Here is a 17,716-nt window from a genome sequence, read left to right as displayed (position 1 = left end):
GGCAGGCTCAGCGCGGCATGCTGCGCAGCAGTTCGGGCAGATGGCTGAAGGCAAACAGCAGCAGCCCGATGGCGCCGCCCACCAAGGTGCCGTTGATGCGGATGAACTGCAGGTCCTTGCCGATGTGCTGCTCCACCAGGGCCGACAGCTCGCGTGCATCCCAGCGCTGCACGGTTTCGCGGATGTGGCGGGCAATGAATTCCGATACCTCGGGCGCCAGCGCCTGCGCCCAGCGCTCCAGCCGTTCGTTCATGGAGCGGCGCAGCGCCGCATCCTGTGCCAGCGACAGACCCAGCCAGCGCCCCAGGCCACCCAGCTTGCGCGCGATATGGGATTTCGGGTTGTCGAGATCCGCCTCCAGGCGCTGGCGCATGCCGCCCCACAGGTCGCGCAGATAGGCGGCCAGCTTCTCGTCGTGCAGCAGATAGTGGCGCACCTGCTCGGCGCGCGCCGCATAGTCCGGGTCGTTCTGCAGCCGCACGATCAGCCGCTGCACGGCCGCATCGAAGGCCTCGCGCATGCGGTGCTGGGGGTTGTGGGCGATGTCGTCCAGCAGGCTTTCCAGTGCCTGGGCCACCAACTCGGCCCCCTTGTCGCCCAGCCAGTCGGTGGGCAGCATTTTTTCCTTCAATGGGTGCTCGCGCTTGAGCCACTGCACGATGGCTTCGGCAATGAAGTGGTGCGTATCGGCCTGCTGCAGCACGCCGCCGATGCGGCGCAGCACATCGTCCAGCACCGCCTGGTGGCGACCGCCTTGCGTCAACGCCCCCAGCACCGTGGCCAGCGAGCGCGACAGGTCCACCTGCGCCAGCACGCTGCGCAGCGTCTGGGTCAGCAACCGCTCCACCTGCCGATCCTGCACCATCTCCAGCCCGGCCTGGGCCAGACGGGCCAGCTGGCGGCCCAGCATCTGGCTGTTGCAGGGCGCGCCCAGCCAGTCAGCCAGCGACTGGGCGGCATCGTGGCGGCGCAGCAGCGCCACCAGCGAGGGCGCATCCAGGAACTTGTCGCGCACGAAAACGGCCAGGTTCTCGCCGATACGGTCCTTGTTGCGCGGGATGATCGCCGTGTGCCGCTGCACCCAGGGAATGGGGATGTGGCGAAACAGTGCCGACACCGCAAACCAGTCGGCCAGCGCACCCACCATGGCAGCTTCGGCCATGGACTGCAGGCAGCGCACCAGCAGCGTCTGCGGCAGAAAATGCGTGGCCACAAACACGGCCGTCACCAGAAGCAGCAGACCCAGCGCCAGGCGCTTGGCGCGTTGCAGTGCGGATGCAGTCGAACTCATAGGCGTGCGGTTCACTCCGGCGCGCTGCAGCAGCCCATCTGCTCCAGCGGCGGTTTCAGCCTAGCACGCGTTGGTGGCTGCCCGGTGTAGGGCGCTCCCGCAGCCGCAGCACGGCAGCGGGCGCCAGGGCCAAGGCAAATCCCGGACAATCCGGGCATTCACAACTTTCTGACCGACCTGCAACATGAGCGACACCCGCCCCGAACTGCCCGACCACCTGTCCATCGACCCGCGCAGCCCCCACTATGTGGCCGCGATTTTTGAGCACGACATCGGCATCCGCTTCAACGGCAAGGAGCGTTTCGATGTGGAGGAATACTGCATCAGCGAAGGCTGGGTGCGTGTGCCTGCCGGCAAGACCGTCGACCGCAAGGGCTACCCGCTGCTGATCAAGCTAAAGGGCCCGGTCGAGGTGTTCTACAAGTAAGTCCACGGGCGGGGCCTGCCGCAAGGCTGTCCCCGCCCCAGGCAGATGGACCGCGTGGGCGTGGGCGGGCCCGCGCATGCCCACTCCTCGTCAGCCTGAGCCACCGTGCCGCAGGCCATACCCCTGCACCCGATGCGCCCCGCAGCGCGGCATCGGGCGGAAGCGGTCGCCGACCGGCGGCACGCCGCGGCGCTTACTTGCCGTTGATGCCCAGCAGCTCGACTTCAAACATCAGCGTGGCGTTGGGCGGAATCACCCGGCCCGCACCACGGCTGCCATAGGCAATGCCCGGTGGGCAGGTCAGGCGCGCCTTGCCCCCCACCTTCATCTTCTGCACACCTTCGGTCCAGCAGGGAATCACGCCGTTGAGCGGGAACTCGATCGGCTCGCCCCGGGTGATGGAGCTGTCGAAATCCGCGCCGGTCTGCGGAAAGTAGCCGCGGTAATGCACCTTCACCTTGTCCGTGGCCTTGGGGCTTGCGCCCGTGCCGTCCTTCAGGCTTTCATAGACCAGGCCGCTGGCCGAGGTCACCGGTTGCGACTGTGCCAATGCGTGACCGGCCAGCATCGCGCCCATCAGGCAGGCAGCGCCTGCAATGCGTACAAACATGGGAATTTCCTTTCACTGGGGCCGTGCCCGCGCATGCGCTGCACCGGAACGGCCCTTTCAACCATAGAACAGGCCGGTGCACCGCGCTGGGGCTGCCCCTGCGGCGCCGCCGGAGCAGGGAAAGGCACACACCGACTCAGAGGGCATCACACCCCGATGCGGTCCAGCGCATCGCGCAGATGGCCCACGGTGCGGTCCACGTTGTGCCACTTCTCCAGGCCAAACAGGCCGATGCGGAAAGTCTTGAAATCCGGACCTTCGTCGCACATCAGCGGCACACCCGAAGCGGTCTGCAGACCCACATTCAGGAAGGCCTTGCCGCTCTGGATGTCGGGGTGGGTGGTGTAGCTCACCACCACACCCGGGGCCTTGAATCCGCCGGCCGCCACGCTGGGGAAACCGCGCGACTCCAGCAGCTTGCGCACCTGGTCGCCCAGGGCGATCTGTTCCTCGCGCACCTTCTCAAAGCCGTAGGCACGGGTTTCCAGCATCACGTCGCGCAGGCGCACCAGGGCGTCGGTGGGCATGGTGGTGTGGTAGGCGTGCTGGCCTTTTTCGTAGCCTTCGGCAATCTGCATCCACTTCTTCAGATCGCAGGAGAAGCTGGAGCTTTGCGTGTGTTCGATGGCTTCGCGTGCACGGGCCGAGAGCATCACCATGGCGCAGCAGGGCGAGCTGCTCCAGCCCTTTTGCGGCGCACTGATCAGCACGTCCACGCCCGTCTTTTCCATGTTGATCCACATGGCGCCGGAGGCCACGCAGTCCAGCACCATCAGCGCGCCCACATCATGGGCCGCATCGGCGATGGTGCGGATGTAGTCGTCGGGCAGCATGATGCCGCTGGCCGTCTCGACATGGGGGGCGAACACCACCTTGGGGCGCTCGGCGCGGATGGTGTCGGCCACGTCCTGTGCGGGGCAGGGTGTCCACGGATCCTGGCTGCCTTCGCCCTGCTTGCGCGCCTTGCAGACCACGGCACCGCCACCCAGGCCAAAGTTGCCGGCGTCGAAGATCTGCGTCCAGCGGTAGCTGAACCAGCCGTTGCGCACGATCAGCACCTTCTCGCCATTGGCGAACTGGCGCGCCACGGCTTCCATGCCAAAGGTGCCGCTGCCAGGCACCAGCACAGCGGTGTGGGCGTGGTAGACCTCTTTGAGCGTCCCCAGAATGTCCTGCATCACGCCGGCAAAGCGCTTGGACATGTGGTTCAGGGCGCGGTCGGTGTAGACCACCGAGAATTCCAGCAGTCCATCGGGATCGATATCGGGCAACAGTCCGGGCATGAAGGGGTATCTCCTTGAGCTATGGATCAGGTCCGGCGGGTGGCTCTGTGGCCACCGGGTCGGACAGGTATGTCCCCATCTTAATATGCCGTCTGTCCCCCTTCGGCTGATCTGGCGCAGGCCATCACGGTGGCGCGCACTCAGGCGACAGGCGCTGCCGGGTAGCTGCGGCGGCCAAAGATGCCGCTGCCCACGCGCACCAGGGTGCTGCCGGCCTGTACGGCCAGTTCCAGATCGTCGGTCATGCCCAGGCTCAGGGTGTCGAAGGTCTCCAGCCCCGGCAGGCCGCTGGCGCGGATCTGCGCAAACACGGCCGCCACCCGCTGGTGCACGGCCAGCATGGCCTCGGGACTAGGCTGGGGATCGGGAATGCTCATCACCCCGCGCAACTGCAGCTGCGGCAGGGCGGCAACGGCCTGGGCCAGTGCCAGCGCGTCCTGCGGGCTGCAGCCGGATTTGGTCTCGCCTCCGTCCACATTCACCTGCAGACAGACCTGCAGCGGCGGCAGGCCGGCAGGCCGCTGGTCAGACAGTCGCTGGGCAATCTTCAGCCGGTCCACTGTGTGCACCCAGTCAAAGTGTTCGGCCACCAGCCGGGTCTTGTTGCTCTGGATCGGGCCTATGCAGTGCCAGGTGAGCGGGGGCACATCGGCCATGGCGCGCACCTGGGCGATCTTGTCCACCGCCTCCTGGATGTAGTTCTCGCCAAAGGCGCGCTGGCCGGCCAGCGCCGCCTCGCGCACGGCATCGGCACCAAAGGTTTTGGACACGGCCAGCAGACCCACGCTGGCGTGGGGGCGCTGTGCCTCATCGCAGGCGCGTGCCATGCGGCTGTGTATGCGCTGAAGGTTCTCGGCTATGGTCGTCATAAGCCGTGGAGCGTACCAAACCCTTGTGCCACCTGGAGACAGCCCGCACAACCCGCCCCCGGGACCGGAGCAGGGCCCCGCCGGCGTCCACTTCACCAGTGTCTGATCTGTCGCAAGAAGGGGCGACAAGCGGGGCCGCCTGTGTCACCATGGGGGCTTCGCCGCAGCGTCTGTGCGCTGCTTTCTGCCTTTCTGATCCACCGACATGTCGAGCATCACCCCCCGCGATTACGCTGCCACTCCTTCCCGCAAAGTTGCCTTCCTGGGCCTGGGCGTCATGGGCTACCCCATGGCCGGACACCTGGCCAAGGCAGGCCACCAGGTCACCGTGTACAACCGCAGTGCCGCCAAGCGCCAGGCCTGGGTGGCCGAATTCGGCGGCGCCGAAGCCGCCACGCCGCGTGCGGCGGCCCAGGGCGCCGACATCGTGTTCTGCTGCGTGGGCAATGACGACGACCTGCGTTCCGTGGTGCTGGGCGCCGACGGTGCCCTGGCCGGCATGCAGGCGGGCGCCATTTTTGTCGACCACACCACCGCTTCGGCCGAAGTGGCCCGCGAGCTGTATGCCGCGGCACAGGCCCAGGGGCAGCATTTCATCGACGCCCCGGTCTCCGGCGGCCAGGCCGGTGCCCAGAATGGTGCGCTGACGGTGATGTGCGGCGGCGACCAGAGCGTGTTCGACACCGTGGCCCCGGTGGCCCAGTGCTTCTCGCGCGCCTTCACGCTGATGGGCGCCAGCGGCGCGGGCCAGCTGACCAAGATGGTCAACCAGATCTGCATTGCCGGCGTGGTGCAAGGCCTGTCCGAAGCCATTGCCTTCGGTGAAAAGGCCGGACTGGATGTGAACAAGGTGCTGGACGTGGTCAGCAAGGGCGCGGCCCAGAGCTGGCAGATGGAAAACCGCGGCAAGACCATGGTGGAAGGCAAGTTCGACTTCGGCTTTGCCGTGGACTGGATGCGCAAGGACCTGGGTCTGGTGCTGGACGAGGCCAAGCGCAATGGCGCCCGCCTGCCGCTGACCGCTCTGGTGGACCAGTTCTACGCCGATGTGCAGGCCATGGACGGCGGTCGCAACGACACCTCCAGCCTGATCCGCCGCCTGCGCTGATCGGTGCAGCTTCGGGCTGCCCCCAAAAACAAACGGCAGCCTCACGGCTGCCGCTCTGCATTTGGCGTTTGGCGTAGCAACCCTGGCGGTCAGTTCTCTGCCGCAGGGTCGCGCGTCACCGGCGCACTGCCGGGCATGTAGTTGGCCAGTGCATCTTCGGTGGTCAGCTCGAACACCCGCACCACCTTGCGCACATCGTTCACACCGCGGGCAATTTCCGCGGCGCGCCGGGACTCACGCTCGGTCACGATGCCCAGCAGGTAGACCACGTTCATCTCGGTCACCACCTTGATGGCCGAGGCCTGCAGATCCCGCGCATTGATCAGGCTGCCCTTGACCTGGCTGGTGATCATGGTGTCCTTGCTGCGCTGGCCCAGCGAAGAGGAAAACGGCGTCACTTCCAGCTCGTTGTGGATGCCGTCCACATTGTTCACATCGCGCACGATGCGAGCCACTTCCTGCTTGTCCTGCTCGTTGCGCACTTCGCCGGTGATCAGCACCTTGCGGTTGAAACTGGTGATGTTGACGCGGCTGCGCTCGTTCAGCGGGGACTGGCGGATGCGGTCCTGCGCCCGCAGCTCGATACCCTGGTCTTCCACCTGCGTACCGGTCGTGCGGCGATCGGCCGCCGACAGTGCGGCGGTGGCCATGCCGCCGCCGACCACCAGGGGCACGCAACCCGACAGGCCTGCAGTGATGGCTGCCGCAGCCAAGACTGCGCGTACCAGAGGGGAACCCATTCGCTTCATAACATCTCCTGTTCGCCAAGCAACTGTGTGTCCACGCCGTCGCACAGGCAATGGACCACCAACTCATGGGCTTCGCGCACGCGCGCAGCCCGCTCATGCGGTACGCAGATCAGCACATCGGTCTCGCGCACCCGGGAAGCCAGGGCACCGCCAGTATGGCCGCTGAGCACCACCACCATCATTTCTCGCTCGTGCGCCGCATCCACGGCTTCCAGCAGGCTGTGGTCGTTGCCGCTGACCGAGATCACCAGCAGCAGATCGCCCGCCTGACCCAGCGCACGCACCTGGCGCGCCAGATACTGCGAGCCCGGCGCCGTACCGGCCGAGCCGCCCAGTAGCCCGCCATCACTGCCCAGGGCCATGGCGGCCAGCTCGGGGCGTTCGCGCTCGAAGCCGGTCACGCACAGCGTGGCAAAGGTCTGGGCCTGGCTGGCGGACACGCCGCTGCCGCAGGCCAGCACCTTGCCGCCACTGGTCACGCTGGCCAGAATGGCCTGCACGGCCAAGGCAATGGGTTGGCTCAGCGCCTGGGCGGCCTGGTATTTCAGGTCGGCGCTGTCGATGAAATGCTGTTGGATACGTAGCTCTAGCATGGGCTGCGATGATACCTGTGCTGCGTTATACCTTTGGTAGCAGAAAGTTTGTGCTGGCACTGTGTGCAACGCCCCTGGGGCAACGAAGCCCGGCAGCGGCGGGCCGCAGGCGCTGCCGCCCGGCCTCATTCTGCGTCGAAGGCCGCCTCCAGCCACTGCAGCTGGTCCTGCTGCACCAGGGCCGCATCAAAGCGGCAGGCCGGCACCGACGGCTGGCGCGCCAGCCAGTGGCGGGCGGCCAGCACGATGCGCTGGCGCTTGGCCGCATGGATGCTGCCATCGGCCCCTCCGAACTGGCTGCTGGTGCGGCTGCGCACCTCCACGAACACCACCATGCCATCCGCGGCACGCAAGATAAGGTCTATCTCGCCCCCACCGCGCCCAGGCGTCCGATAATTGCGCTCTATCAGCCGCCAGCCGCGCGCCAGCGCATGGCGCAACGCCCGGTCTTCGGCCTGCTGCCCCGGCGTGCGGCCTGTGGCCGCCTCCGGCGGCGGCTTTTTTGCCTCCAGCGGCGGCTTTTTTCCAAGGAAACCCATTGAGCACCTCTTTCGCTCCGGCCCTGCATGCTGCCCGCGAGGCAGCGGCTGCCCAGAATTATCCGCAGGGCGCGCTGTATGTGGTGGCCACGCCCATCGGCAACCTGGCCGACATCTCGCTGCGCGCCCTGCATGTGCTGCAGCTGGTCGACGCCGTGGCCTGTGAAGACACGCGCCACACCCAGGGCATGCTGCGCAGCTATGGCCTGGAGCGCCCCGGCAGCCAGTTGCTGGCCGTGCACCAGCACAACGAGGCCGAAGCCGCCGCCGGCGTGATCGCACGCCTGCAGCAGGGCCAGCGCATCGCCTATGTCAGCGATGCCGGCACCCCCGGCGTCAGCGACCCCGGCGCGCGCCTGTGCGCCGCCGTGCAGGCGGCCGGGCTGCGCTGCATGCCGCTGCCGGGTGCCAGCAGCATCACCAGCGCCATCAGCGTGGCCGGCTGCGTGCCGCCGGGCCAGACCGATGGCGGCTTTGTGTTTGCCGGGTTCCTGCCCTCCAAGAATGCCGAGCGCCAGACCGCCGTGCAGCGGCTGTCGGCCGAGCCGCGCTGCACCGTGCTGCTGGAAGCCCCGCACCGCATCCACGAGCTGGCCAAGGCCCTGGCCGTGCTGGGTGAGCGCCCGGTGACGCTGGCGCGCGAAATCACCAAGCAGTTTGAGCAGATCAGCACCCATGCCGCCCAGGACCTGCCCGCCTGGCTGAATGGCGACGCCACCCGCGCCAAGGGCGAGTTTGTGGTGGTGCTGCACCCGGTGGCCGTGCACCAGGACGACGGCGACGCCGAACGGGTGCTGCGCCTGCTGCTGGCCGAGCTGCCGACCAAGACCGCCGTCAAGCTGGCGGCCGACATCACCGGCGGCAACCGCAACCAGCTGTATGACCTGGCGCTGCAGCTCAAGCGTGCGGACCAGGACGGCGACGAAGCCGCATAAGCAGGCGCAGCGCCTGGACAGGCGCTGCGCGCGGCCTCAGGCGTAAGCCAGGCCGGTGGCCACCCCGCCAAACAGATCGCCTTCCACCTGGGGCACGGCCGGGAAGGCCTGGGCCAGCGCATCGCGCAGCGTACGCAGTGCAGACGAACCGCCGGTCAGGTAGATGGCATCCACGCCCCCGGCCGGCAAACCCGCCAGCTGCACGCAGTGCTGGGCACACTCCACCACCTGCACCAGCGGTGCCTGCAGCGAGCGGTGCAGCCCGTCCTGGGTGATGCCGGTCTGCAGACCCGTTTCCAGCCAGCCCAGGTCCAGCAGGGCATCGCCGCCGGTGCTGGAAGCCTGGATCTTGCCCTGCTCCACCGCATCGGCCAGGCGGTGGCCCAGGCGTTCTTCCAGCACCGCCATCAGGCGCTGGTGCAGCTGCGGGTCCCGGTAGTCGGTGCGCAGGGCCTGCGCATCGCGCAGCGCCTTGGGGCTGTACTGCCACTGGATCAGGTGCCAGGTGGCCAGGTCGTAGAACACCCGGCTGGGCACTTCGCGGCCGCTGGGCCCGGTGTGGCGCAGGCCCAGCAGCGGCATCGCCGTGTCCACACTCAGGCGGTGGTCAAAATCGGTACCGCCGATGTGCACGCCGCTGGTGGCCAGGATGTCGGCCGTGCGGTCGGGCTTGCCCGCATGCTGCGGCCCCAGGCGCACCACGGTGAAGTCGGAGGTGCCGCCGCCGATGTCCACCACCAGCACCACGGTCTCGCGCTCCAGGCGCTGTTCGTAGTCCAGCGCGGCGGCAATGGGCTCCAGCTGGAACTCCACCTGCGCAAAACCAGCGGCCTGCGCGGCTTGCTCCAGCGCATGCTGCGCCTGGCGATCGCGCTCGGGGTGGGCGTCGACAAAATGCACCGGGCGGCCCAGCACCACGCGCTCGGGCAAGCCGCCCAGCTCCCGCTGGGCTCGCTGGGCGAGTTGCTTCAGGAACAGCGCAATGATGTCCTGGTAGCTGACCATCTGGCCATGCACGGCCGTCTTGTCTTGCAGCAGGCTGCTGCCCAGCAGGCTTTTGAGCGAGCGCATCAGCCGACCGTCTTCCCCCGCCAGGTATTGGCGCATGGCGTCACGGCCAAAGTGCGTGCCCTGGGTTTCCGTATTGAAGAACAGCGCCGTGGGCATGCCGGTGGCGCCGCCTTCCAGCGCAAGCAGCTGTGCCGTACGCGCGCCCTGGCGCCAGGCCATGGCGGAGTTGGAGGTGCCAAAGTCGATGCCAAGGGTGGTGCCAGTGAGGGTCTGCATAGCGAATTCCGGGGGCAGCCGCTGCCGAAAGCGGGCTGCATTTCTTCCAAAGAGGCGCGGTCGCTGCCGCAACCGCTTCAGATTCAAGACAAAGGCATGCGCCTGGTAGCAAGGCGCATGCGGCGCATATGTGCAAAGCCAGCAGATACAGGCCGCTGCGTGGGTCCTGCACTGCCCCGCAGCACCGGTGCACGGCGAATGCCTGGGCGCCCGCTCTCCAGCGCTGCACAGATCGTGCCGGCTGTGCCTCCAGACCCATGCGACGCCGGCGGAGCCGATGCTCCGATGGGGCATGGGAGATGCAAAAACAAAAACGCCTGCTGTTTCCAGCAGGCGTTGATGAATTTGGTTGCGAGGGCTGGATTTGAACCAACGACCTTTGGGTTATGAGCCCAACGAGCTACCAGACTGCTCCACCTCGCGATATGTCCAAATTATAGCACAGAATTATTCTGCAGCTTGGGTTTGAGCCACTTCTTCTTGCTCAACCAGTTCCACATAGGCCATGGGAGCGTTGTCGCCCACGCGGAAGCCCATCTTCAGGATACGGGTGTAGCCGCCAGGACGCTTGGCGTTGCGGGGACCCAGCACGTTGAACAGCTTGGTCACGCTGTCACGGTCGCGCAGACGGTCGAAAGCCAGACGGCGGTTGGCAACGGAGTCAACCTTGGCCAGGGTGATCATGGGCTCGATCACGCGGCGCAGTTCCTTGGCCTTGGGGACGGTGGTCTTGATGGCTTCGTGCTCGATGAGCGAATTCATCATGTTTTGCAGCATCGCCTTGCGGTGAGACGAAGTGCGGTTCAGTTTGCGGAGGCCGTGACCGTGACGCATGGTGCTTTCCTTTGATTTGATGTTTGCGGGCAAGCCGTATCAGGTACTGCCCGGTGCACTGTATAAATGTTGCGGCCCACCACCCTCTCGGGTGGGGAGCCGCAGATTATAGCGTGATGCTGAAAAAAGCGTCTAATTAACGCTTTTCCAGGCCAGCGGGTGGCCAGTTTTCCAGCTTCATGCCCAAGGTCAGGCCACGCGAAGCGAGGACTTCCTTGATTTCGTTGAGCGACTTGCGACCCAGGTTAGGCGTCTTGAGCAGCTCGTTTTCGGTGCGCTGAATCAGATCACCGATGTAGTAGATGTTTTCTGCCTTCAGGCAGTTGGCCGAGCGAACGGTCAGTTCCAGCTCATCCACAGGGCGCAGCAGGATCGGATCGAACGTTGCGTTGGCACGTTGGTTGCCGCCGGCTTGCAGGATGCCGCCTTCACCGAACTCGCCTTCCAGCTGTGCAAACACAGCCAGTTGTTCCACCAGGATCTTGGCGGATGCGCGCACGGCGTCTTCGGCATTGATGGCGCCGTTGGTTTCGATTTCAACGACCAGCTTGTCCAGATCGGTACGCTGTTCCACGCGAGCGGATTCCACGTTGTAGCTCACGCGGCGCACGGGCGAGAACGATGCGTCCAGCACGATACGGCCGATCGACTTGGTCGACTCGTCACCATAGCGGCGCACGTTACCGGGCACATAGCCACGGCCCTTTTCCACCTTGATCTGCATATCCAGCTTGCCGCCTTGCGACAGGGTGGCGATGACGTGATCAGGGTTGATGATTTCCACATCGTGCGGAGTCTGGATGTCACCAGCGGTGACCACACCTTCGCCGTCTTTGCGCAGGCTCAGGGTGACTTCATCACGGTTGTGCAGCTTGAACACCACGCCCTTGAGGTTCAGGAGGATGCTCACCACATCTTCTTGCACACCGTCGATGGACGAGTACTCGTGCAACACGCCAGCAATCGTGACTTCCGTCGCTGCATAACCCACCATGGACGACAGCAACACGCGACGCAGGGCGTTGCCCAGCGTATGGCCGTAGCCGCGCTCGAAAGGCTCCAGGGTCACTTTGGCACGGTTGTGGCCCAGCTGCTCTACATTGATCGTCTTGGGTTTCAGCAGATTTGTTTGCATGCAGACTTCCTCTCAATACCCCCGGCTCGTTACACCGGTAAGGCTGGTGAAGCACCTACGGCGCGATGCCTCGCGCCGTAGGGACGGGTTGCTAAAAACCGGGAAAATTAACGCGAGTACAGTTCAACGATCAGAGATTCGTTGATGTCGGCGCCGAATTCGTCGCGGTCAGGAGCCTTCTTGAAGGTACCTTCAGCCTTGTCCAGGCTCACTTCCACCCAAGCGGGGAAGCCAACTTGCGAAGCCAGTTGCAGGGCTTCGACCACGCGGGCTTGCTTCTTGGACTTTTCGCGCAGAGCGACCACATCGCCTTCCTTGACCATGAAGGAAGGAATGTTCACGGACTTGCCGTTCACGGTGATGGCCTTGTGCGACACCAGTTGGCGTGCTTCAGCGCGGGTGGAGCCGAAGCCCATGCGGTACACCACGTTGTCCAGGCGGCTTTCCAGCAGGGTCAGCAGCATGGCGCCGGTGTTGCCGCGGCGGCGATCGGCTTCAGCGAAGTAGCGGCGGAATTGCTTTTCCAGCACGCCGTACATGCGCTTGACCTTCTGCTTTTCACGCAGTTGCAGACCGAAGTCAGACGTACGCTGACCGGAGGTGCGACCGTGTTGGCCGGGCTTGGAGTCGAACTTGGCCTTGTCCGCGATGGAGCGGCGAGCGCTCTTCAGGAACAGGTCGGTGCCTTCACGGCGGGCGAGTTTGGCCTTGGGGCCGGTATAACGTGCCACTTGATTTCCTTTGTTTCATCTACCGTGCCAATAACGCACGGGAGCCGCCCAGGGTGAAACACCCAGGGCGGCGGTGGTCTTCAGTACAGATTAGATACGACGACGCTTTTGAGGGCGGCAGCCGTTGTGGGGAACCGGTGTCACGTCCGAGATGGAAGTGATACGGATACCCAGAGCACCCAGGGCGCGAACCGAAGATTCGCGGCCAGGACCGGGGCCCTTGATTTCCACGTCCACGTTCTTGATGCCTTGTTCGATAGCAGCACGGCCGGCCACTTCCGAAGCGACCTGAGCAGCGAAGGGAGTCGACTTGCGCGAACCCTTGAAGCCCTGGCCACCCGACGAGGCCCACGACAGAGCGTTGCCTTGGCGGTCGGTGATGGTGATGATCGTGTTGTTGAACGAAGCGTGAACGTGAGCGATACCGTCAGAAATGTTCTTGCGAACTTTCTTGCGCACGCGTTGAGCTGCGTTGTTAGAAGGAGACTTTGCCATAGTGATCTCTCAATCCTTACTTCTTCAGTGCCGCTGCGCCCTTGCGCGGACCCTTGCGGGTGCGAGCGTTGGTGCGGGTACGTTGACCACGCATGGGCAGGCCACGACGATGACGGAAACCACGGTAGCAACCGATGTCCATCAAACGCTTGATGTTCATCGTGGTCTCGCGACGCAGGTCACCTTCCAGGGTCATGGGAGTCAGCTGGTCGCGGATCTTTTCCAGATCAGCGTCAGTCAGGTCCTTGACCTTCTTGGAGTAATCGATGCCGCATGCTTCGCAGATCTTGCGTGCAGTGGTACGACCAATGCCGTAGATGGCGGTCAGGCCGATTTCAGCATGCTTGTGCGGCGGGATGTTAATGCCGGCGATACGTGCCATATTAGTAGTCCTCTAATACTTTCAATCAACCTTGGCGCTGCTTGTGGCGCTGGTCGGTACAGATCACGCGCACCACACCCTTGCGGCGGATGATCTTGCAGTTGCGGCAGATTTTCTTGACCGAAGCCGAAACTCTCATTTCATTCTCCTAAAACTTTTCATCCGAGCTCTTTCTTGTCCTGGACACTGCCTGTGACCGACAAGAATTGCGCAGGGCTCTTCACGAGGTTGGGGCACCTTACGGGCGAACCCGCAAGGATAGACCATTTCTTGCTTAATTGCCAGATGTCTTGAAGTTGGCCTTCTTCAGCAGTGACTCGTACTGCTGAGACATCATGTAGTTCTGCACCTGTGCCATGAAGTCCATGGTCACCACCACAATAATCAGCAGCGATGTACCACCGAAGTAGAACGGAACGTTGTACTTCAGGATCAGGAATTCGGGCAGCAAGCACACAAAGGTGATGTAGACAGCACCAGCCAGTGTCAAACGCACCAGGATCTTGTCAATGTAACGAGCCGTCTGGTCACCAGGACGAATCCCGGGGATGAAGGCGCCGCTCTTCTTCAGGTTGTCCGCAGTTTCCCGGCTGTTGAAAACCAGGGCGGTGTAGAAGAAGCAGAAGAAGATGATGGCGGCTGCATAGAGCATCACATAGATGGGCTGACCGGGGGTCAGAGCACCTGCGATGTCCTTCAGCCAGCGCATGGACTCCCCTGCACTGAACCAGTTCACCACCGTTGCGGGCAGCAGGATGATGGACGAAGCGAAGATGGGAGGAATCACACCTGCCATGTTCAGCTTCAGCGGCAAGTGCGAAGACTGGCCACCATACACCTTGTTGCCGACTTGACGGCGTGCGTAATTCACCAGGATCTTTCGTTGGCCTCGCTCGACAAACACGACGAAATACGTCACGCCAGCCACCACGAGAACAATGATGATCGCGGCCAGAATGCTCATGGCACCGGTGCGCACCAGCTCCAGCAATCCACCGATCGAGCTGGGCAGGCCTGCGGCGATACCAGCAAAGATCAGAATGGAGATGCCGTTGCCCAGACCACGTTCCGTGATCTGCTCACCCAACCACATCAGGAACATGGTGCCTGCTGTCAGGCTGGCCACCGCCGTGAGGCGGAAACCGATGCCTGGAGCAAACACCAGACCTGCTTGGCTTTCCAGAGCGACTGCAATACCCAGGGATTGAAAGATTGCCAGGCCCAAAGTGCCATAGCGGGTGTATTGGGTAATCTTGCGACGACCCGCCTCACCTTCCTTCTTCATCTGTTCGAATGTCGGGATGACATAAGACATCAGCTGCATGATGATCGATGCCGAGATGTACGGCATGATCCCCAGAGCGAACACCGAGAAGCGCGACAAGGCACCGCCCGAGAACATGTTGAACAGATTGAGGATACCGCCTTGCTGGCCATTGAACAGCTGTTGCAGCTGCGCAGGGTCGATCCCCGGCACCGGGATGTGAGTCCCGATGCGGTACACGACCAACGCGAGCAGCAGAAAAACCAGTCGGCGACGCAAGTCACCGAACTTGCCAGTTTTTGCAATTTGCGCTGCGCTAGTAGCCACGGATGTCTTCTTTCAGATCTTATTCAGCGAAGCTGCCACCGGCAGCTTCAACGGCAGCCTTGGCTCCAGCAGTAGCGCCGATACCGCTCAGCTTCACAGCCTTGCTGATTTCGCCGCTCTTGATGACCTTCACCACCTGAGCGATAGCGGGCACCAGGCCAGCTTGCTTCAGTGCGGCGAGATCAACTTCAGCCAGACCCAGTTGCTCCAGAGCGGACAGGGTCACTTCTGCATTGAACTTCAGCAGATGCGACTTGAAGCCACGCTTTGGCAGGCGACGCTGCAGAGGCATTTGACCGCCTTCGAAGCCCACCTTGTGGTAGCCACCCGAACGCGATTTCTGACCCTTGTGACCACGGCCGGCGGTCTTACCCAGACCAGAACCGATACCGCGACCCACGCGACGCTTGGCGTGCTTGGCGCCGTCTGCAGGCTTGATGCTATTGAGTTCCATCATCAATCCTTTCAGAGAACCTTCACCAAGTAGGCGATCTTGTTAATCATGCCGCGCACTTCAGGGGTGTCCTTCAGTTCGCTGATGCTATTCAGCTTGCGCAGACCCAGACCGCGCACGGTAGCGCGGTGATCTTGCTTGGTGCCAATGGGGCTGCGCACCAATTGCACCTTCACGGTTTGTTGCGTTGTCATGTGCTGAACTCCGATCAGGCGGTGAAGATGTCTTCAACCGACTTGCCGCGCTTTGCAGCCACTTCCGCAGGGGTCGTAGCGTTTTGCAGAGCGTCGAACGTGGCGCGAACCATGTTGTAGGGGTTCGAAGAGCCGTGGCTCTTGGCCACGATGTCGGTGATACCGACCACTTCGAAAACAGCGCGCATCGGGCCGCCAGCGATGATGCCGGTACCCTTGGGGGCGGGGTGCAGCTCAACGCGAGCAGCACCGTGGTGACCCATCACAGAGTGGTGGATGGTGCCGCTCTTGAGCGAAACCTTCACCAGATTGCGACGGCATTCTTCCATTGCCTTTTGCACGGCTGCGGGCACTTCCTTGGACTTGCCCTTACCCATACCCACGCGGCCATCACCGTCGCCAACCACGGTCAGTGCAGCGAAGCCGAGGATACGGCCACCCTTCACAACCTTGGTGACGCGGTTCACCGCGATCATTTTTTCGCGCAGACCGTCGTCACGACCTTCGTCTTGCACCTTGGGGGAAAACTTTGCCATTTTCTATCCGCTCCGCTTAGAACTGCAGGCCCGCTTCGCGAGCGGCTTCAGCCAAGGCCTTCACGCGGCCGTGGTATGCGAAACCAGCGCGATCGAAAGCCACCTTCTCCACGCCAGCAGCCTTTGCCTTTTCAGCAATGCGCTTGCCGATCAGCGTGGCGGCGGCCACGTTGCCACCCTTGCCTGCAGCGCCGATTTGCGAACGCACTTCGACTTCTGCAGTGGAGGCCGAAGCCAGCACCTTGGTGCCATCTTCCGACACCACGGAGGCGTAGATGTGGAGGTTGGTGCGGTTCACGCTCAGACGCGCCACGCCTTGCTGTGCAATGCGAATGCGGGTTTGACGTGCACGACGCAGACGCTGCTCTTTCTTGGTCAACATAATGCAGCTCCTTACTTCTTCTTGGTCTCTTTGATCACGACCTTCTCACCCACATAGCGGATGCCCTTGCCCTTGTAAGGCTCGGGAGGACGAACGGCGCGGATCTCAGCAGCCAGCTGACCCACCACTTGGCGGTCAGCACCCTTGATCACGATTTCGGTCGGAGTGGGGGTAGCAACGGTGATGCCGGCAGGCATCTCGAAGTTGACGGGGTGCGAGAAGCCCACAGCCAGGTTCAGCTTGGAACCTTGTGCAGCGGCCTTGTAGCCCACGCCGATCAGCGACAGCTTCTTTTCGAAGCCTTCGGTCACGCCCTTGACCATGTTGTTGACCAACTGGCGGAAAGTACCGGCCAGAGCGTCAGCTTCACGGGAGTCATTAGCGGGTGCGAACGACAGCTTGCCGTCGTTATTGCTGATAGCCACCAGAGCGTTCATAGCCAGGGACAGATCACCGCCCTTGCCCTTGACCTTGATGGAGTCAGCATTCAAAGACACATCCACGCCAGCGGGGATGGTCACAATAGCTTTTGCTACGCGAGACATTTCAGTATTTCTCCTTAATGTCCGTTAGGCCACATAGCACAGCACTTCGCCGCCGACACCGGTAGCACGTGCTTTGCGATCGGTCATCACGCCCTTGGGAGTGGTGACAATGGCCACGCCCAGACCGTTCTGGACCTGGGGGATTGCGTTGCTGCCCTTGTACACGCGCAGGCCAGGACGGCTCACACGTTCGATACGCTCGATCACAGGGCGACCGGCGTAGTACTTCAGGGTAATAACGAGTTCAGACTTGCCGTCTTCGGTCTTGACTTCGAAACCGTCAACGTAGCCCTCGTCCTTCAGCACTTGTGCAATGGCAACCTTCACTTTGGAGGAAGGAGCCGACACGGTGGCCTTGGACACCATTTGGGCGTTGCGGATGCGGGTCAGCAAGTCGGCGATAGGATCACTCATGCTCATCTTGTATCTCTCCTGCTTGCTTACCAGCTGGCCTTGGTCACGCCGGGGATATCACCAGCAAAGGCCATTTCACGCACCTTGGCGCGGCCCAGACCGAATTGACGGAATGTGCCACGGGGACGGCCCGTGATTTCGCAACGGTTACGTTGGCGAGTGGGGTTCGAGTTACGGGGCAGCTTTTGCAGACCCAGACGGGCTGCGTCACGCTCTTCGTCGGAACGCTTGGCGTCGCCGGCGATGGCCTTCAATTCTGCGTACTTGGCAGCATACTTAGCGGCCAGTTTTTCGCGCTTCAGTTCGCGCTCGATCAAAGCTTTCTTAGCCAT

Annotated in this window: 25 protein-coding genes and 1 tRNA gene; 3 read left to right on the top strand and 23 right to left on the bottom strand. The window is 63.2% G+C overall.

All coding sequences use genetic code 11. The annotated features are described in order from the left end of the window. Positions 1-7: 7 nt before the first annotated feature. Entirely contained in the window at positions 8-1,291 is a 1,284-nt protein-coding gene (locus KW830_RS19505) for a DUF445 domain-containing protein (RefSeq protein ID WP_218334122.1), read from the bottom strand. A 184-nt stretch (positions 1,292-1,475) separates the two neighbouring features. Here KW830_RS19505 and KW830_RS19500 point away from each other — a divergent pair, with 184 nt between their 5' ends. Next, on the top strand, positions 1,476-1,718 hold the full coding sequence (locus tag KW830_RS19500; RefSeq protein WP_066541273.1) for a DUF3297 family protein: 243 nt from the start codon (positions 1,476-1,478) through the stop codon (positions 1,716-1,718). Between the two features lie 193 nt (positions 1,719-1,911). Here KW830_RS19500 and KW830_RS19495 read toward each other — a convergent pair whose 3' ends face one another. From KW830_RS19495 to KW830_RS19485, 3 genes are all read right to left on the bottom strand, one after another. Next, positions 1,912-2,295, bottom strand: coding sequence for an FKBP-type peptidyl-prolyl cis-trans isomerase (locus tag KW830_RS19495; protein ID WP_255578914.1), 384 nt, complete (start codon positions 2,293-2,295; stop codon positions 1,912-1,914). Between the two features lie 179 nt (positions 2,296-2,474). Further along, positions 2,475-3,611 (bottom strand): aminotransferase class V-fold PLP-dependent enzyme, encoded by a 1,137-nt coding sequence (locus KW830_RS19490; RefSeq protein ID WP_218334120.1) that lies wholly within the window; start codon positions 3,609-3,611, stop codon positions 2,475-2,477. 140 nt (positions 3,612-3,751) lie between these two features. Continuing rightward, on the bottom strand, positions 3,752-4,480 hold the full coding sequence (locus KW830_RS19485) for a YggS family pyridoxal phosphate-dependent enzyme (RefSeq protein WP_218334119.1): 729 nt from the start codon (positions 4,478-4,480) through the stop codon (positions 3,752-3,754). 205 nt (positions 4,481-4,685) lie between these two features. On the opposite strand from KW830_RS19485, the gene KW830_RS19480 reads away from it, so the two are divergent. Then, a complete protein-coding gene (locus KW830_RS19480; protein ID WP_218334118.1) occupies positions 4,686-5,588 on the top strand; it encodes an NAD(P)-dependent oxidoreductase in 903 nt (300 codons plus the stop codon). Between the two features lie 89 nt (positions 5,589-5,677). On the opposite strand, the gene KW830_RS19475 is transcribed toward KW830_RS19480, so the two are convergent. The 3 genes from KW830_RS19475 to KW830_RS19465 all read right to left on the bottom strand — a co-directional run bounded on the left by KW830_RS19475 (position 5,678) and on the right by KW830_RS19465 (position 7,469). Next, the gene (locus tag KW830_RS19475; RefSeq protein WP_172591761.1) at positions 5,678-6,337 is read right to left on the bottom strand and encodes a BON domain-containing protein; all 660 of its coding nucleotides are present in this window, start codon (positions 6,335-6,337) and stop codon (positions 5,678-5,680) included. Beyond that, a complete protein-coding gene (locus tag KW830_RS19470) occupies positions 6,334-6,930 on the bottom strand; it encodes an SIS domain-containing protein (protein ID WP_066541284.1) in 597 nt (198 codons plus the stop codon). The genes KW830_RS19475 and KW830_RS19470 overlap by 4 nt, the downstream gene beginning before the upstream one ends. A gap of 125 nt (positions 6,931-7,055) precedes the next feature. Beyond that, on the bottom strand, positions 7,056-7,469 hold the full coding sequence (locus tag KW830_RS19465) for a YraN family protein (RefSeq protein ID WP_218334117.1): 414 nt from the start codon (positions 7,467-7,469) through the stop codon (positions 7,056-7,058). Between KW830_RS19465 and rsmI the strand changes: the two genes are divergently transcribed. Continuing rightward, positions 7,469-8,404: a 16S rRNA (cytidine(1402)-2'-O)-methyltransferase gene (gene rsmI / locus KW830_RS19460; protein ID WP_218334116.1), complete on the top strand. Its 936-nt coding sequence runs from the start codon at positions 7,469-7,471 to the stop codon at positions 8,402-8,404. The genes KW830_RS19465 and rsmI overlap by 1 nt on opposite strands. Before the next feature lie 36 nt (positions 8,405-8,440). On the opposite strand, the gene KW830_RS19455 is transcribed toward rsmI, so the two are convergent. From KW830_RS19455 to rpsN, 16 genes are all read right to left on the bottom strand, one after another. Further along, on the bottom strand, positions 8,441-9,691 hold the full coding sequence (locus KW830_RS19455; RefSeq protein WP_066541294.1) for an Hsp70 family protein: 1,251 nt from the start codon (positions 9,689-9,691) through the stop codon (positions 8,441-8,443). 346 nt (positions 9,692-10,037) lie between these two features. Then, positions 10,038-10,114 (bottom strand) — tRNA-Met (locus KW830_RS19450). 24 nt (positions 10,115-10,138) lie between these two features. Next, on the bottom strand, positions 10,139-10,525 hold the full coding sequence (rplQ, locus tag KW830_RS19445; RefSeq protein WP_066541296.1) for a 50S ribosomal protein L17: 387 nt from the start codon (positions 10,523-10,525) through the stop codon (positions 10,139-10,141). Between the two features lie 136 nt (positions 10,526-10,661). Continuing rightward, the gene (rpoA, locus tag KW830_RS19440) at positions 10,662-11,660 is read right to left on the bottom strand and encodes a DNA-directed RNA polymerase subunit alpha (RefSeq protein WP_066541298.1); all 999 of its coding nucleotides are present in this window, start codon (positions 11,658-11,660) and stop codon (positions 10,662-10,664) included. Positions 11,661-11,767: 107 nt separating this feature from the next. Beyond that, the gene (rpsD, locus tag KW830_RS19435) at positions 11,768-12,391 is read right to left on the bottom strand and encodes a 30S ribosomal protein S4 (protein WP_066541300.1); all 624 of its coding nucleotides are present in this window, start codon (positions 12,389-12,391) and stop codon (positions 11,768-11,770) included. A 90-nt stretch (positions 12,392-12,481) separates the two neighbouring features. Next, complete coding sequence (gene rpsK, locus KW830_RS19430; RefSeq protein ID WP_066541302.1) at positions 12,482-12,886, bottom strand: 30S ribosomal protein S11; 405 nt, start codon at positions 12,884-12,886, stop codon at positions 12,482-12,484. A 16-nt stretch (positions 12,887-12,902) separates the two neighbouring features. After that, positions 12,903-13,268: a 30S ribosomal protein S13 gene (gene rpsM, locus KW830_RS19425; protein WP_218334115.1), complete on the bottom strand. Its 366-nt coding sequence runs from the start codon at positions 13,266-13,268 to the stop codon at positions 12,903-12,905. Positions 13,269-13,293: 25 nt separating this feature from the next. Continuing rightward, positions 13,294-13,407, bottom strand: coding sequence for a 50S ribosomal protein L36 (gene rpmJ, locus KW830_RS19420; protein ID WP_003050535.1), 114 nt, complete (start codon positions 13,405-13,407; stop codon positions 13,294-13,296). A 135-nt stretch (positions 13,408-13,542) separates the two neighbouring features. Next, a complete protein-coding gene (gene secY, locus KW830_RS19415; protein ID WP_066541306.1) occupies positions 13,543-14,859 on the bottom strand; it encodes a preprotein translocase subunit SecY in 1,317 nt (438 codons plus the stop codon). A gap of 19 nt (positions 14,860-14,878) precedes the next feature. Beyond that, the gene (gene rplO, locus KW830_RS19410; protein WP_066541308.1) at positions 14,879-15,313 is read right to left on the bottom strand and encodes a 50S ribosomal protein L15; all 435 of its coding nucleotides are present in this window, start codon (positions 15,311-15,313) and stop codon (positions 14,879-14,881) included. 11 nt (positions 15,314-15,324) lie between these two features. Then, the gene (gene rpmD, locus KW830_RS19405) at positions 15,325-15,507 is read right to left on the bottom strand and encodes a 50S ribosomal protein L30 (protein ID WP_066475638.1); all 183 of its coding nucleotides are present in this window, start codon (positions 15,505-15,507) and stop codon (positions 15,325-15,327) included. Between the two features lie 14 nt (positions 15,508-15,521). Next, positions 15,522-16,043, bottom strand: a complete 522-nt coding sequence (rpsE, locus tag KW830_RS19400) for a 30S ribosomal protein S5 (RefSeq protein ID WP_066541309.1) — start codon at positions 16,041-16,043, stop codon at positions 15,522-15,524. A gap of 16 nt (positions 16,044-16,059) precedes the next feature. Continuing rightward, a complete protein-coding gene (gene rplR, locus KW830_RS19395) occupies positions 16,060-16,425 on the bottom strand; it encodes a 50S ribosomal protein L18 (protein ID WP_066541313.1) in 366 nt (121 codons plus the stop codon). 11 nt (positions 16,426-16,436) lie between these two features. Beyond that, positions 16,437-16,970, bottom strand: a complete 534-nt coding sequence (gene rplF, locus KW830_RS19390; protein ID WP_066541315.1) for a 50S ribosomal protein L6 — start codon at positions 16,968-16,970, stop codon at positions 16,437-16,439. Between the two features lie 24 nt (positions 16,971-16,994). Next, entirely contained in the window at positions 16,995-17,390 is a 396-nt protein-coding gene (gene rpsH / locus KW830_RS19385; protein WP_066541317.1) for a 30S ribosomal protein S8, read from the bottom strand. A gap of 20 nt (positions 17,391-17,410) precedes the next feature. After that, positions 17,411-17,716 (bottom strand): 30S ribosomal protein S14, encoded by a 306-nt coding sequence (gene rpsN, locus KW830_RS19380; RefSeq protein ID WP_066541319.1) that lies wholly within the window; start codon positions 17,714-17,716, stop codon positions 17,411-17,413.

It is taken from the genome of Comamonas sp. CMM03 (assembly GCF_019218715.1).
GTDB lineage: Bacteria > Pseudomonadota > Gammaproteobacteria > Burkholderiales > Burkholderiaceae_C > Comamonas > Comamonas terrigena.
This window is presented reverse-complemented; position numbering and strand designations above follow the sequence as displayed.

What these genes read in the sequence shown, in the direction of transcription:
- rplQ (WP_066541296.1), bottom strand. Translation starts at nt 10,525, where the DNA reads ATGCGTCACGGTCACGGCCTCCGCAAACTGAACCGCACTTCGTCTCAC.
- KW830_RS19455 (WP_066541294.1), bottom strand. Translation starts at nt 9,691, where the DNA reads ATGCAGACCCTCACTGGCACCACCCTTGGCATCGACTTTGGCACCTCC.
- KW830_RS19480 (WP_218334118.1), top strand. Translation starts at nt 4,686, where the DNA reads ATGTCGAGCATCACCCCCCGCGATTACGCTGCCACTCCTTCCCGCAAA.
- rpsN (WP_066541319.1), bottom strand. Translation starts at nt 17,716, where the DNA reads ATGGCTAAGAAAGCTTTGATCGAGCGCGAACTGAAGCGCGAAAAACTG.
- rpmJ (WP_003050535.1), bottom strand. Translation starts at nt 13,407, where the DNA reads ATGAGAGTTTCGGCTTCGGTCAAGAAAATCTGCCGCAACTGCAAGATC.
- rplO (WP_066541308.1), bottom strand. Translation starts at nt 15,313, where the DNA reads ATGGAACTCAATAGCATCAAGCCTGCAGACGGCGCCAAGCACGCCAAG.
- KW830_RS19465 (WP_218334117.1), bottom strand. Translation starts at nt 7,469, where the DNA reads ATGGGTTTCCTTGGAAAAAAGCCGCCGCTGGAGGCAAAAAAGCCGCCG.
- rplF (WP_066541315.1), bottom strand. Translation starts at nt 16,970, where the DNA reads ATGTCTCGCGTAGCAAAAGCTATTGTGACCATCCCCGCTGGCGTGGAT.
- KW830_RS19505 (WP_218334122.1), bottom strand. Translation starts at nt 1,291, where the DNA reads ATGAGTTCGACTGCATCCGCACTGCAACGCGCCAAGCGCCTGGCGCTG.
- rpsE (WP_066541309.1), bottom strand. Translation starts at nt 16,043, where the DNA reads ATGGCAAAGTTTTCCCCCAAGGTGCAAGACGAAGGTCGTGACGACGGT.
- KW830_RS19495 (WP_255578914.1), bottom strand. Translation starts at nt 2,295, where the DNA reads ATGGGCGCGATGCTGGCCGGTCACGCATTGGCACAGTCGCAACCGGTG.
- KW830_RS19490 (WP_218334120.1), bottom strand. Translation starts at nt 3,611, where the DNA reads ATGCCCGGACTGTTGCCCGATATCGATCCCGATGGACTGCTGGAATTC.
- KW830_RS19500 (WP_066541273.1), top strand. Translation starts at nt 1,476, where the DNA reads ATGAGCGACACCCGCCCCGAACTGCCCGACCACCTGTCCATCGACCCG.
- rpsK (WP_066541302.1), bottom strand. Translation starts at nt 12,886, where the DNA reads ATGGCAAAGTCTCCTTCTAACAACGCAGCTCAACGCGTGCGCAAGAAA.
- KW830_RS19470 (WP_066541284.1), bottom strand. Translation starts at nt 6,930, where the DNA reads ATGCTAGAGCTACGTATCCAACAGCATTTCATCGACAGCGCCGACCTG.
- rplR (WP_066541313.1), bottom strand. Translation starts at nt 16,425, where the DNA reads ATGTTGACCAAGAAAGAGCAGCGTCTGCGTCGTGCACGTCAAACCCGC.
- rpoA (WP_066541298.1), bottom strand. Translation starts at nt 11,660, where the DNA reads ATGCAAACAAATCTGCTGAAACCCAAGACGATCAATGTAGAGCAGCTG.
- rpsH (WP_066541317.1), bottom strand. Translation starts at nt 17,390, where the DNA reads ATGAGCATGAGTGATCCTATCGCCGACTTGCTGACCCGCATCCGCAAC.
- rpmD (WP_066475638.1), bottom strand. Translation starts at nt 15,507, where the DNA reads ATGACAACGCAACAAACCGTGAAGGTGCAATTGGTGCGCAGCCCCATT.
- KW830_RS19475 (WP_172591761.1), bottom strand. Translation starts at nt 6,337, where the DNA reads ATGAAGCGAATGGGTTCCCCTCTGGTACGCGCAGTCTTGGCTGCGGCA.
- KW830_RS19485 (WP_218334119.1), bottom strand. Translation starts at nt 4,480, where the DNA reads ATGACGACCATAGCCGAGAACCTTCAGCGCATACACAGCCGCATGGCA.
- rpsM (WP_218334115.1), bottom strand. Translation starts at nt 13,268, where the DNA reads ATGGCACGTATCGCCGGCATTAACATCCCGCCGCACAAGCATGCTGAA.